The sequence below is a fragment of the Nostoc sp. genome, from assembly GCF_036918245.1.
Taxonomy (GTDB): Bacteria; Cyanobacteriota; Cyanobacteriia; order Cyanobacteriales; family Nostocaceae; genus Nostoc.
In genome coordinates this window covers 1-14,325 of the sequence record NZ_JBALEF010000082.1, presented here as the reverse complement: position 1 = coordinate 14,325, position 14,325 = coordinate 1, and the positions used below count along the sequence as shown (strand labels likewise).

Genomic DNA, 14,325 nt, shown 5'->3' with positions numbered 1-14,325 from the left:
CTGGGATATTTTCGCTTTTTCTTCGTTGTAAAGATAGAGTGTCTTTTGATGATTTTCTTGCTCATCAATATAGAAACGATAATTTTCAGTGACTTGCTCTTTTAGCTCATTAGCTTCAAGTTGGCAAGTTTGAATCTCCCGTTGGTGAATATGAACTAACTGGGATATTTTCGCTTTTTCTTCGTTGTAAAGATAGAGTGTCTTTTGATGATTTTGTTGCTCATCAATATAGAAACGATAATTTTCAGTGACTTGCTCTTTTAGCTCATTAGCCTCGATTTGGTAAGTTTCAATCTTTTGCTGAACATGAACCAGTTGAGATGTAGCTTCTTCGTTTTCTTTTGCACGTTGTTGCCATTCATCGCGTTGGGCACGAACAGTCATCAATAGCTGTTGAAGTTCACGAGGAGGAATTGGTTCTCTCCGCCGTGAGCGAGGATTATTAACAGCATTGTCATAATTAGAATCTCTGCGATCGCCTCTACTCATTGTCATAATTTAAGTTCCTATATGAGTATTTGTTATACTTAAGTATAAATATTTAGTTTAAGCGAGATGAACTTATTGAAGTGTGATCTCGGTTCTACTGGTAAGATGATCTGACTCTGGATTAAGATATATTTTATAGTGACTAGCAATTGGCGTGATGATTATTTAAAAAAAGCTGCTGACTATGAGGCTGTAGGCATCACAGAATATTGGATTGTAGATTATGCTGCTTTAGGTGGTAGGCGATTTATTGGCAACCTTAAACAACCAACTGTCTCGCTTTACACCTTAATTGAGGGAGAATACCAAGTCAGCCAGTTTCGAGGTAGCGATGCCTGCGGCGGTAAACAACGCATTATCTCACCTCTGTTCCCCGAATTAGATTTAACCGCCGAACAGATTTTTCAAGCTGGTGGATATCCTGTATAGTTATTACACTGTTAGAAAAGAGCGACTTCCGTTACAGACGAAATTTGCTGTCGCAGATTCTTCAGTAAATCTAGAGTTTTTTCGTAAGCAACTTTTTTTCCTTGCTGTCCATAGTACTCAGATGCTTTTTGTAAATCAGATATAGCTCCTAAATGATATCCTAAGCGATACTGAGCTACTCCTCGATTAACGTAAGCCTGGGCATTACTGGGGTTAAGTCTGATGACTTGGGAAAAATCACGCACTGCACCAAAGTCATCTCCGTTTCGTCCGCAAGTACAACCCCGGTTAAAGTACGCTCTATAATCGTTGGCTTTGAGACGAATTGCTAGATTAAAGTCGAGCATGGCTGCTTGGGTATCTTGCAAGACAAAATGCACCAAACCTCGGTCATTATAGATATCTGCAAGTAGTAAGCTAGTTATTCGAGGTATTTGAGTTAGGGCTAAATTAAAGTCAAGAATTGCCTTTGAGTCTTTCCCATCGCCGGCACGGGCTAGCCCTCGGTTATAGTAAGCTCGAAAATCGTAGGGTTTAAGTGCAACGGCTCGATTATGATCGACAATGGCAGCTGAATAATTCCCTTGTCTGTAGTGTGCTACTCCCCGGTTCAGGTAAGCCTCAAAGTTATCCGGTGCAAAATTTATGGCTTGAGTACAATCTGTAACAGCTTGATGGTAATCTTGTAATTGGAGATAAGCCAGACAGCGATCGCTATAAGCAACAGCCAAATCTTTCTCAAGTTTAATCGCCTGGTTGAAATTCTCTATTGCTTCCTGATAATCACCGCGCCGCATCTTATCTACACCCGACTCTAAGAAATCACTCGCTGTAATTTGGGTGATTAAAATGGGTGAAGAATGTGCAGATAAAGTCAGAAAAGTCAGAGGTAAAGCAATAATTGTACTGACAAATAATCGCCAGAAATTACTCATAATACCAAATTAGGATAGGTAGTATTGTTTGATATTCTTGGAACAGTCTTTTTGTAAAGACTCTTAATCCAAAATCCCAAATTGGTACATGCATCCTGTTTGATAATTGCGGCAACTCTAAAATTAGCGGGACAAAAAGCCCCGCAAATTGTTAATTTTTGAAGTTAGATTTTAGTCTACTTCCATTCCTTATCTGCTTGTGAAAGCACATAAGCCGCTACATTTTCAATTTGTTCAGGCTTCAAACGTTTGCTGAAGGCGGGCATGGCATTTTTACCGTTTGTAACCTGGGCAATAATCGCCTCTGCTGAGTACAAACCATACTTATCTAAAGCGTCTTTTTTCAGGCTTTTTTCAGCTTTAACCAGATTCTTTCCTCCTGCGTGACAAGAGGCACAATTGGCACTAAATACTTTAGCTCCACTAGCAGCATCTGCTGCCAAAGCTGGATGGCTGAAGGCAAAGGTGAAGATTGCTATGCCTAACAGCATGACTGTAATCATTTTTTTCATTTCGTGTTCTCTCTGCAATAACGGCTTATTTGGTGCAATATCCTCCATAATTGTGAGTTGAGCCGCTGCCATAGTCAAATGACAAGCTGTCAAACTTTGGTTTATTAAATAAAGTTTTTTAATTTTGAATTTTGGGGATTTTAGATTTAGGTTTGTTGGCACAAAACGATATGTAGCGAGAAGGTGCTTCTCTACAAAATACCTTAGCTTGCTTATTTGCAAAAATGTGCATTTATGCTGATGATTCAAATACAAATTTATGTGATTTTGAATATTTTATAAAAAAAATCATTAAAATTTAAGGATGAAATATTAAAGATGAAAATTGTCCTGATTCATCCTTTATAATTCATCCTTTGTTTTTTATTTGACAGTTCCTAATCGAGTAAGCACATCTTCTGTGACGCGACAAATTCGCCAATCATCTAATATAGATGCTCCCATCCTACGGTAGAATTCTTGGGCTGACTCATTCCAATCTAAGACACTCCACTCTAAGCGCCCACAATCACGTTCTACAGCTATCTGAGCTACTTTAGTTAGGAGAGCCTTACCAATACCTTGCCTGCGATATTCTGGTAAAACAAATAAATCTTCCAGATAAATTCCTGGTTTAGTCAGAAATGTTGAATAATTATGAAAAAATAGCGCAAAACCGACAGCTTGACTTGCAGATTCTGCTAATATTGCCTCTACATACCTCCGCGAACCAAATAAATGCTCCTGAAGTGCTAGAGCATTGCCAGCGATCGCGTGAGATAATTTTTCATATTCTGCAAGTCCCTCAATTAATTTAAACAGTACGCTGCAATCGGCTGGTTCAGCAAAACGCACAATCAAATTGCTACCCGAAGTCATTAGTCTATAGTCCATAGTTTATAGTCCATAGTCTATAGGCAACTGGGCAATTTATTTTGAGTATTGACTAAACAAGAGCCGAAATAAAGCTACAAAACGCCCGATTTTTGCGAATTGCAAAGCTAATTAAGTTAGGGATTGCATCTCTATCTTGAGCAATGTAGTTAAATCAACCAACCTTTTAAGCGTTTGGCTATGTGAGGACGGCGCAATTTCCGCATGGCTTTGCTTTGAATTTGACGCACTCGCTCACGAGAAAGATTGAACATATTGCCAACTTCTTCTAAGGTACATGGTTCGCTGGTTGTCAAACCATAACGCAGAGAAATCACATCTTTCTCTCTTGGAGTTAATACATCACCCAAGACTTCCCAAATCTCCTGACGCATCATGTTTTCATTCATTTTTGCTTCAGGAGACAAGTTATCTTCATCTTCTAGCAAATCCATCAATTCCGTGTCTTCTTCTTTACCGACGCGGTGGTTGAGAGAAAGTGCTTGTCGCCGTAGCTGTTGTAGCTGGCGTAGTTGTTGCACACTAATCTCTAAATATTCTGCCATTTCACCTTCGGTAGGATTACGACAGAGTTTTTGTTTGAGTTCCCGTTGGGCTTTTTTTAGCTTGTTAAGCTTTTCAACAATATGAATCGGTAGTCGAATTGTTCGCGCATCGTTAGCTATCGCTCTGGTAATTGCTTGTCTAATCCACCAATAGGCGTAAGTAGAAAACTTATATCCTTTATCGGGATCAAACTTTTCTGTAGCGCGATTTAAACCCATTGCTCCTTCCTGAATTAAATCCAGAAAAGGCACTCCCCGATTTAAATATCGCTTGGCAATAGAAACTACCAATCTCAAGTTCGAGCGAATCATTTTGCGTTTCGCTACTCTCCCTTGATACAAGCGATTTTCTAGTTGCTTTTCCGTCATTCCTAGCTCGGAAGCCACTTCTAGTTTACTGGGTTCATGTTCCAGTTTTAACTCTAAAGCCGCTTGTATTTCTCTAAATTCCTCTAGAAATCTGACTCGCCGCGCTAACTCTACTTCTTCGTCAGCTTTTAAGAGCGGATAACGCGCCATTTCCTTAAAAAACGCGCCGACAGCATCATCATGTTCGGTTTTGTTGTATCCCGAAGGACGAGCCGCCGCCATGTCATCTCCATCGCGTTCGTCTGATTCCAGATTTTCTACTACAATTGGAGATTCTTCTTCTGCTACTGCATTTAAACTATCGAGTGATGGTTCTTCGATATCAGCAGCATTCTCCAATATTTCCATTTTTCCCAATTCAACAATATTCATATTTTCCTTTAGGGATTGTTGCTTTGTTTGGTACATAATTTATTTACACCTACTCGTTTGAGGCTTGGTAGTTTTCCCTAATGGACGATGCACCCGTAAAAAATAGCGAAATATAGGCTGATGCTAATTTGTCTATAGAAATAAAAATCGGCATCTACCTAGTACCTATAGGTTACAGTTATATACAACCTATAACGAAACTGACCTTAGCACCCAGCAAAACTTTTTTATGAGATTCCCAACAGATATATTCTTCATTTTTTTCGAAATTATCAAATATGTCAAACCCCCTCAAACATTCTCAACCTTAACAAATATAAAAATTCCAGCTAATCATCCAAATTTCTTAAACTTTCATATATTTTTCTAAATATTTATAATGTCTTAGACGCTGGAGTTCACTGTATAAAAGGAAGACCTACTAATGGGTTACGTATTCCTGATTTGATTTCAAGTTACCTACATGATACAAATTACAAGAGTAGCAGCTTAATTTTGATACGATCTGACTTTGTATAAAAGCATCTCATATACAGAAAGGGTTGAATATCTACCGATAGGCGGAAAAAGTCTACTCCATATTTAGTAGATAGAGCAACGGTTGCAGCAATAGCCGACATGCTTTTATTTGTATAGTGGGCACCAAATATTTATTGCATATATAGTTAATACGAATTTGTCTAGTAGATTACATAAGAGGAAAATTATCAAGTATTATGAAGAATAACAGTATTGAGAAATACCATTTAAATTTAAGAAAGCGAAAAACTAAAGTTTAGTTAGCTAGGTTGATTTTGACCAGCTATGTGAGGGAAATATTTAATTATAAAATCAGCAAGTATGTATATTAATGACATAAATTTATCTCCTTTAGTGGTGAGTGAACCGAGTGAATCATACAAGTCAGGTGAAACTGTTAATCGGTGGGTTGAAGTATTGGTAGACTGTCCAGGAGCCTCAACGGAATTAGAGAAAGGGGAAAAACTGTATACGTATCGATTACCTGCCAAGTTAGAAGTAAAACCAGGGGATATTTTGAGTGTGCCATTTGGGGCACAACAGGTGGGAGGAGTAGCTATTCGTTTCCTGGCAAAACCCCCAGCAGATTTAGCACCGGAAAAAATCCGGGAAGTAGAAGATGTGATTCAGAAGGATTTCATCGGAGATAATTACTTTATTTTGTTGGAACGGGTATCGCAGTATTACTACACACAACTGATTCAGGTAATACGTATGGCGTTGCCACCTGGATTATTGGGGCGATCGCAGCATCGCATTCGGCTCAAGCGAGAAAACATTCCCAATGGTGCAATAGAATTCCTTGGTTCAATAGCAGCTCGTCAAATTCTCAAAATTCTGCAATCTCAAGCTGATGGGGACTACAGCTTCAAATTCCTCAAGCGCCAGGTTCAAGGATTTGATAGGGGAAAAAAGCAATTACTCGAACGCAATTGGGCAGAAAGTTATGTGGAATCACTTAGATATTCTCAACCCCAGACAAAACCAGTAGTCACGTTAGTTGCCGATGGATCTTACATTGATTTAAATAAGCGTCAGCGGGAAATTTTAAAAGTGCTACGCGATTGTGGTGGCGAGTTGTGGCTAAATGAGTTTCTACAGATTTGTAAGACAACTACCCCTACCCTAAAAGGGTTAGAACAAAAGGGTTGTATCGTCATCGAAGAACGGGAAGTATTGCGAAGGGAACAAGGCCCAATATTAGCCAAAGATCAACCAAAGTCATTAAATGCAGATCAAGCTAGCGCCTTAGCGACAATCCAGACACTAGATGGATTTGCTCAAGTTTTATTGCATGGGGTGACAGGTTCAGGAAAAACCGAAGTATATTTGCAAGCGATCGCACCTCTCCTCAATCAAGGTAAATCTGCCCTTGTCTTAGTCCCAGAAATTGGACTTACGCCCCAGCTAACCGATCGTTTTCGCGCCCGTTTTGGTAATAAAGTCAGCGTTTATCATAGCGCCCTCTCCGACGGTGAACGTTACGATACTTGGCGGCAAATGCTCACAGGAGAACCCCAAGTTGTCATTGGTACTCGTAGCGCCGTTTTCGCCCCTTTACCTAACTTGGGTTTAATTATTTTAGATGAAGAACACGATAGTAGCTTTAAACAAGACTCCCCCATACCCACCTACCACGCCCGCACCGTTGCCCAGTGGCGAGCCGAATTAGAAAATTGCCCCTTGGTGTTGGGTTCCGCTACGCCTTCGTTGGAAACTTGGGTAAGCGTCGGAACCTCACCCCCTAGCCCCCTCTTTGCAAGCAGAGAGGGGGGACAAGAAAGAAATTTTAATTCATCACTTTTAAATCAGGAGGCAGGAGTCAGGAGTTATTACTTAAGTTTGCCTGAACGCATCAACTCCCGCCCTTTACCGCCGGTGGAAATCGTCGATATGCGGCAAGAGTTGCAACAGGGAAATCGTTCTATATTTAGTAGATCGCTGCAAGCAGCTTTACAAGAGTTGCAAGAAAGAAAACAACAGGGAATTTTATTTATCCATCGCCGGGGACACAGTACTTTTGTCTCTTGTCGCAGTTGTGGATATGTGTTGGAATGTCCGCACTGTGATGTGTCGCTGGCGTATCACCACACCGAAGAAAAAGCGCCGGAATTATTGCGGTGTCATTACTGTAACTATGCGCGATCGCACCCCAAATTTTGCCCTGATTGTAGTTCCCCTTACCTGAAATTTTTTGGTAGCGGTACTCAACGAGTCACGCAGGAACTAGCGCGACAGTTCCGGGACTTAAAATATATTCGTTTTGATAGCGATACCACTCGTAACAAAGGTTCACATCGTACCCTACTCACCCAGTTTGCCAATGGTGAAGCGCATTTATTAGTTGGTACGCAAATGCTTACCAAAGGTTTGGATTTACCACAGGTGACACTTGTGGGCGTTGTCGCCGCCGATGGATTGCTAAATTTATCAGACTATCGCGCCAGTGAACGGGCATTTCAAACCTTGACTCAAGTCGCTGGACGTGCTGGTAGAGGTGAAGATCCGGGTAAGGTGATTGTGCAGACTTATACTACAGAGCATCAGGTAATTGCAGCAGTGCGATCGCACGATTATCAATCTTTCTCTCAAGCTGAATTAGAACAACGCCAAGCACTCAATTATCCTCCTTATGGGCGGTTAATTTTGTTACGCTTAAGTAGTCTCGACCCCATTCAAGTGCAAAATACGGCGCAAATTATTACTACAGCCTTGAGTACAGAAGAAGAATTCGAGATATTAGGCCCAGCACCAGCGAGTATTTTACGAGTAGCTAATCGTTATCGTTGGCAGATATTGATTAAATTTGCCCCCGATGCATTACCACAGTTGCCAGATTGGGAAGAAGTGCGATCGCTTTGTCCTTCATCTGTAAGTTTAACTATTGATGTAGACCCATTAAATATTATGTGATCGTCAACTAATATCCCACCCAGTAGCGCACTTATAAATAAAGCTGATTTGCTTGGTAATTGAGTTAATTTATGCATAATCCATCCTCAGATAGATGAGTGAATTAGAATATTATCTTATTACAAAGTTAAAGCATACATATTGAAACAATTTTTCATGATTTGCTGCCAAAGTTATATCATGTTCGGCTGATTACTTATAATAAAATCGATCCATCTTCATGTTGGTTTTAACAACAGTGAAACCCAACATGAAGATAGATAAAATGTTGGGTTTTGTTCCTCAAACGCCACTTTCTTGGTTGTCGGGAAACCCATAGACACTCGCAGACTCGCTCTAAGCGTACTCCTACGGAGAAGCAAGCTACGCGGTAGCGTCTCTAAAAGTTGCTATGCCGTTTGCGTTAGCGTCTCTGAAAGAGAAGCCTCTCGAACGTGAGTAGCGTCTCTCTTTGGGAGAAGAGAAGGCTTTATGCTGTGCGCTATCGCCCTTGGTGGCTCCCCAAAGTACAGATATTATAAATATTTAACCGAACCTGATATTACTTGCATATTAACAGCACATACAAAAATCAACTCTGCCAGCACCAATTAAAGGTTGGTTTACGGTAATAATTTTGAAGATTTATTGCTTTTTACGTAATCATACTGGGCGAAGTTGAGGAATTAGAAGGTTCCTTTATAATTCTCTTAAAAAGAAGTTCAGTATTTATGTAATTTCAAGTATTTACTAAATACTTTTTATACAGTTTCCAGAAGTGTGTTCCCTCAGACTTGCGGTCATTACGTTCGTTTCTAGCCAGTGAAGGATTGCCAGGAATAATCATTGCAGATACCTGGCCAATGTTAATGGACTACTCACGTATCAACTACGAACACAACGGCAAGGCATACTATGATTTACAAGATCAAACCCAAAATACTGGTATTAGCAATTGTTCAAGGGATTGCTTTTCAACCAAATAACGCTCCGGTACCATCTGGGTATATTAAAGATATCGGTCAAGCCTACAATGATACTAGAGGCTTTGGTTGGGTGCGTGAAGATAGCTTAGGCAATACTACACCCACTCCCCTTGATATCCAACTCAATACACGCGATCGCAACCAAAGTGGCATTGATCAGCGATTAAATAGACTGATTCATCTGCAATATCCTCTTAGCAGTGCGGAAACAGCAGTTAAGATACCTGCTGCTTGGGAATATGCCCTATCTCATGGTTCCTACAATGTGACTGTTAGCGTCGGTGATGCTAGTAATACTGTAAATAGTAAGCACCAGATTAATATAGAAGGGACGGCTGCTATTTCTGGTTTTGTACCAACGGCAACCAAAAAGTTTGCCGCAATTACCCGGATTGTTAATGTTGCCGATGGCAAGCTCACAATTGATGCTAAAGGTGGTAAGAATACCAAGCTCAACTATATTGCGATCGCACCAGGTAATCGTCCCTCGATCAGAACGACTAATCCCAATGATGGTCAGACAAATCTGTCGCCAGATATATCGATTACAGCAGACCTAAATCTCCCCAATAGTGGGATTGCGGTTAATACTATTTCCACCTCAACCATCAAGCTGATAGATAGCAGTACTAACACGCAAGTCAATACTAATTACAACACTTCCGGTGGCGGAGATGTGATTGTAGTGTCTCCGATAACTCGTCTCAAGAACAATACCAAATATTTGTTACAAATCACCGACGGGGTTAAAGATAGCAATGGTGCTGCATTCTTACCCTATAGCATCAGTTTCACAACAGGCACGTTTGTGATCCCAGTAAGCAATATTACCTTCGAGCAAATCTCACTAGCGAATGTACCGCTCAAACCTTACACCACAGTATTGATTGGGCCTGACAATAAACTCTATGCTGCCACCTTACTAGGTGAGATTTTGCGTTTCCCGATCAATACTGATGGCACTCTGGGTACGCCACAAACGATTTCCTCATTGCAGACTGCAAATGGTGGTAATCGAACGATCATTGGTATGCACTTTGATCCCTCATCAACAAATGCTAACAACCTAATTCTCTGGGTAACAAATAACTACTACTGGAATGGAACTGTAGATGCACCAGAGTGGAGTGGTAAAATTACTCGTTTAAGCGGTACCAATCTAGAGACAGTAAAAGACTATGTGGTTGATTTACCACGATCGAGCCGGGATCATCTAACCAATAGCATTGAGTTTAAGCCCAATGAGCCAAATGTGCTGTATGTGCTACAGGGTAGTAATAGTAGTACGGGCGCACCAAACACTGCCTGGAGTAATCGTCCTGAGCAGTTGTTAACTGCTGCTGTATTACGAGTTGACTTGTCCAAAATCACCTCACCTCCTTTAAGCGTTAAGACGGAGGATGGAGGTACTTATAACCCCTTTAATCCGGGAGGGCCTGTAACTATCTTTGCTAGTGGTATACGTAATGCCTACGATCTGGTTTGGCATACTAATGGTCAGTTGTATCTGCCAACGAATGGTTCGGCGGCTGGTGGCTATACGCCAAAGACACCTATCCCTCTACCTCTTGCCTGCCAAAATCGGATTGATAAGGCTACTAATGGGGCTTATACTACTCCATCTGTGCCTGGACTTAGCAGTCTAGGCACGCAGCGAGACTTTCTGTTTCGCGTTGTTAAAAATGGTTACTATGGTCATCCCAATCCGAAGCGTTGTGAGTGGGTGTTGAGTGGAGGAAATCCCACAGCTGGTACAGATCCAGTTCAGATAAATGAATATCCCATTGGTACTCTACCTGACCGGAATTGGAAGGGTATTGCCTTCGATTTCGGAGAGCATTTTTCACCTAATGGCATCATTGAATATCGTAGTAATGTATTAGGTGGTCAGCTGCAAGGCAAACTGCTGGTGACACGCTTCAGTTTAGGGAAAGACATCATTGTGCTAACCCCAGGTGGCGCAAACTTGGATATTGTAAATTCCCAAACGGGTATTAGTGGTTTCACTGGTTTTGACCCAAGTCCATTGGATTTGGTTGAGAATCCCACGAATGGAAATCTCTACGTGGCACAACTCAGTCAAGAGACGGGCATGGGCAAAATTACACTTCTGCGTCCACTAAAATAATATCAGTACCGAGCGATCGCTCAATCTAATACCAATTCAAAAAATGTTTATGACAGATACCCCACCCACGCTGACGCACACCCTCCCCGATGCTTTGGGCGGGGTTGGGGACGGGTATTATCTATGTGTTGCATTCTTTTTTCAAATTGGTATTACTTCATCGGTAAGGTGAGGGTGAACGCTGTTTGACCAGAAGGTGTTAAGTCAAGAGTAAGGTCGCCACGATGTGCCCTGGCAATTTCTCGGGCTAGGCTCAGTCCTAGTCCGATTCCTTCGACCTTGCGGTTACGTGAGGGATCGCCGCGATAGAAGCGGTCAAAAATGCGTTCGCGTTCGCTTAGGGGAATATCTTTTGATGCATTGACAATGGTAACGTGAAGAGTTATGGGAGTTCGATGAGCGCGAATCTGTATCCAGCCGTTGGTGAGATTGTATTTGATCGCATTACTAAATAGGTTTTGCAAAACTTGAATTAAAAGATCGCGATCGCCTTTTACCCGCAACCCATCAATAAAGTCAGTTTGCACTGTCAAATGGGGAGCTAGCATTTCCACATCTTCTAGCATCTCCATCAGCAACTCAGACATATCCACGTCAACTAGATACAAGCTCATTTTTCCGGCATCTGCCAGAGATAGCAACAAGAGTTTTCGCATAATTCCACTCAGGCGGCGCACCTCATCTAACAGGTTGCTTAAGCGCTGTTGTACTTCACTACCGGGATCAACCTGTTGGAGTGTTCGTTCTAGTTCACCTTGCAAAATAGTCAGTGGGGTTTTCAGTTCATGGGCCGCGTCACCACTAAAGCGGGAAGCTTGGGTAAAACTACGTTCCAAACGTGACAACATCAGGTTAAACACCTGAATCAGTTCGACAAATTCAACATCAGTTGTCCCAATGGGAATTCGCTGATCTAGCCCTTTGACAGTTACCTGTTGAATTACACCCGTTAATTGCCGGATGGGACGCAAAGCACCACCAGAAACCAACCATGCTCCCACCGCAACCAGCAGCAACGCTCCCGGAATTGAAACCAGGAAGATATTGCGAATGGTAGCCATTTCTTGATCTACAGCTTGCAAGCTAACGGCAATGGCAATCTGAGCATTGGGAAATTTAGTTGCCCCAATCCGCCAGACTGCTGTTACCGTCTGTTGAGTAACAAATTGAGGTGGGCGTGGACGAATCAGAGGTGGCCGCTGGGTCGATGGATTTGTATTGGAGGGTAAAGGTGGTGGTTCTCTCTTTGGGGGCGGTGGTAGAGGTGTCAATTGCAGACGCTTAAGCAACAGACGATTCACCTCAAGGTCGGCAGGTAGGGAGTTTGATTGATAAAGTATGTTGTTGTTTGTGTCCAGCACTACCAGGGCGACGGGGGTTTTTGTATTGGTTCCGAAAGCATAAGATAAGGAATCTTCGTAAAACTGCCATCGGGAGCGATCGCGTGAGCTTTCTCTTTTGGGAGACGCTGCACCAACGGGAGGTTCATCTCGTGGAGGAAAGTTCGGAGTTGCCCGCATTAAATGATTTAATAATTCTGCATCCAAGCGGCTAATCTTAGCATTGTAAATCTGAAACCAGGAAACTGCACCAAATCCAACTAATGTGCTTCCAGCTAGAGCCGCAGACAACAGAGCAATGCGGAGTCGAAAGGAAGGAAGTTTCATAATGAAGAATCTGGCTTGCGAAATCGATATCCAACCCCTCGAATGCTTTCAATCCAGACTGCTTCATCAATGGGATCAATCTTTTTACGAATTCGCTGGATACAAACATCCACAACGTTGGTGTTGGGGTTAAAGTCGTAGCCCCAAACGTGTTCCAAAATTTGAGTACGAGTGAAAACCCGTCCGGGAGAGCGCATAAGATATTCCAGAAGATTAAACTCGCGGCTGGTGAGTTCTATGGCCTGATGATTGCAAGTGATTTCCCTAGTGATGCGATCGAGTTTGATCGGCCCAACGCAAAGCAGATTTTGGCGTAGGCGTAGCCCGTCGGAGACATCGCTCACACTCCGGCGCACAACCGCATGAATTCTAGCCGCTAACTCTTCCACAAAAAACGGTTTAGCGATATAGTCATCCGCTCCCAAATTTAGCCCTTGCAAGCGATCGTCTAGTTCATTCCGAGCCGTCAACAAAATCACCGGAGCATTTCGACCTTGCCGCCGTAATAGTTTTAGAATCGATAGTCCATCTTTTCCCGGCATCATAATGTCGAGTATAATCACATCATATTCGTTGTCTAATGCCCGCAGATATCCGTCATCACCGTTATCGCAGTAGTCTACAACAAATCCCTGCTCCTTTAGCCCAGCCCGGACAAAGTTAGCAATTTTCGCTTCATCTTCAACAAACAGGACGTTCACAAGCTTTTATTAATTCATATATTCTTCTATTCTAAATTCATTATTTTTTATTCAAATTACAAAACTGTAATTTAGAAAATAAGAAAGCTGTAATTTTGAGGTGGCTCAATTAGAAATATGAACACCCTAGCTTTTGAAGGTTGATTTTTATGAATATCCGTCGAGTCTTAGCCGTAGCAGCGATTCCTTTTTTGATTGGTACATTCGGTTTTGTTGCACCCAATCAGGCAAATGCCGCTAATCCATCTTATCGGAACGCCGAGATTTCACAACAGCCCAACAAACGGCAAATATCTGATAAAAAACCACAAATCAGACATTCTAAACCCCGTCCACATCACAAAAAGCGTTCTTCCCAACGTCCTCAACCTCATAATCAGGAAGCAGTTCAAAACCGGGTAGAACGCAATAACCGTTAATTGATGCACCCTTGCATTTCGCCTCGTCCTCAGCGGCGATCTCATCAGAGTATTGTTGTTTCTAAATTACAAAACTGTAATTTAGAAACAGGGCAAACTGTTATTTTGAGAAGACTTAATTAGAAATATAAACCTTTGGAGATTTAATGATGAATATTCGTAGACTACTAGTAGTAACAGCGATTCCTGTTCTGGTTGGCACATTTGGTTTTCTTTCACTCAATCAAGCAAATGCCGCTAATCAATTTGATCGAATTGCACAGGCGCAACAACCGCCCAACCAACCATCAAACGAACAGCCGCGTCCACCTCGACCTGATTTTGCAGCGGCGGCGACAAAGTTAGGAGTTACAGAAGCCCAGTTAAAGGCGGCGTTGGGAGTTCCTGCCAATCTTCCAAATCCAGGCGATCGCAATCAACGCCCACCCAGACCTGATTTTGCAGCGGCGGCGACAAAGTTAGGAGTTACAGAAGCCCAGTTAAAGGCGG

At 42.0% G+C, this 14,325-nt stretch carries 9 protein-coding genes and 3 pseudogenes; 5 read left to right on the top strand and 7 right to left on the bottom strand.

The annotated features are described in order from the left end of the window. Window positions 1-495: pseudogene (locus V7L12_RS23640) on the bottom strand (hypothetical protein); the annotation flags it as partial. Window positions 496-624: 129 nt separating this feature from the next. Here V7L12_RS23640 and V7L12_RS23635 point away from each other — a divergent pair. Continuing rightward, a pseudogene (locus tag V7L12_RS23635) lies at window positions 625-918 on the top strand (Uma2 family endonuclease); the annotation flags it as partial. An 11-nt stretch (window positions 919-929) separates the two neighbouring features. On the opposite strand, the gene V7L12_RS23630 reads toward V7L12_RS23635, so the two are convergent. The 4 genes from V7L12_RS23630 to V7L12_RS23615 all read right to left on the bottom strand — a co-directional run bounded on the left by V7L12_RS23630 (window position 930) and on the right by V7L12_RS23615 (window position 4,560). Beyond that, window positions 930-1,853, bottom strand: a complete 924-nt coding sequence (locus tag V7L12_RS23630; RefSeq protein WP_335088020.1) for a tetratricopeptide repeat protein — start codon at window positions 1,851-1,853, stop codon at window positions 930-932. Window positions 1,854-2,029: 176 nt separating this feature from the next. Further along, window positions 2,030-2,365, bottom strand: a complete 336-nt coding sequence (petJ, locus tag V7L12_RS23625; protein ID WP_335088024.1) for a cytochrome c6 PetJ — start codon at window positions 2,363-2,365, stop codon at window positions 2,030-2,032. 363 nt (window positions 2,366-2,728) lie between these two features. Next, the gene (locus V7L12_RS23620; RefSeq protein ID WP_335088022.1) at window positions 2,729-3,223 is read right to left on the bottom strand and encodes a GNAT family N-acetyltransferase; all 495 of its coding nucleotides are present in this window, start codon (window positions 3,221-3,223) and stop codon (window positions 2,729-2,731) included. Window positions 3,224-3,387: 164 nt separating this feature from the next. Continuing rightward, entirely contained in the window at window positions 3,388-4,560 is a 1,173-nt protein-coding gene (locus tag V7L12_RS23615) for an RpoD/SigA family RNA polymerase sigma factor (RefSeq protein ID WP_334847030.1), read from the bottom strand. A gap of 804 nt (window positions 4,561-5,364) precedes the next feature. Here V7L12_RS23615 and priA point away from each other — a divergent pair. Beyond that, the gene (gene priA, locus V7L12_RS23610) at window positions 5,365-7,956 is read left to right on the top strand and encodes a primosomal protein N' (RefSeq protein WP_335088017.1); all 2,592 of its coding nucleotides are present in this window, start codon (window positions 5,365-5,367) and stop codon (window positions 7,954-7,956) included. An 894-nt stretch (window positions 7,957-8,850) separates the two neighbouring features. Continuing rightward, window positions 8,851-11,049, top strand: coding sequence for an Ig-like domain-containing protein (locus V7L12_RS23605; RefSeq protein WP_335088015.1), 2,199 nt, complete (start codon window positions 8,851-8,853; stop codon window positions 11,047-11,049). Between the two features lie 152 nt (window positions 11,050-11,201). On the opposite strand, the gene V7L12_RS23600 is transcribed toward V7L12_RS23605, so the two are convergent. Continuing rightward, window positions 11,202-12,716 carry an ATP-binding protein gene (locus tag V7L12_RS23600; RefSeq protein ID WP_335088013.1) on the bottom strand — a complete coding sequence of 505 codons (1,515 nt, stop codon included), beginning with the start codon at window positions 12,714-12,716 and terminating at the stop codon, window positions 11,202-11,204. Continuing rightward, window positions 12,713-13,417 carry a response regulator transcription factor gene (locus V7L12_RS23595; RefSeq protein ID WP_335088012.1) on the bottom strand — a complete coding sequence of 235 codons (705 nt, stop codon included), beginning with the start codon at window positions 13,415-13,417 and terminating at the stop codon, window positions 12,713-12,715. The genes V7L12_RS23600 and V7L12_RS23595 overlap by 4 nt, the downstream gene beginning before the upstream one ends. A gap of 149 nt (window positions 13,418-13,566) precedes the next feature. Between V7L12_RS23595 and V7L12_RS23590 the strand changes: the two genes are divergently transcribed. Then, complete coding sequence (locus V7L12_RS23590) at window positions 13,567-13,836, top strand: hypothetical protein (protein ID WP_335088010.1); 270 nt, start codon at window positions 13,567-13,569, stop codon at window positions 13,834-13,836. A 146-nt stretch (window positions 13,837-13,982) separates the two neighbouring features. Then, a pseudogene (locus tag V7L12_RS23585) lies at window positions 13,983-14,325 on the top strand (hypothetical protein); the annotation flags it as partial.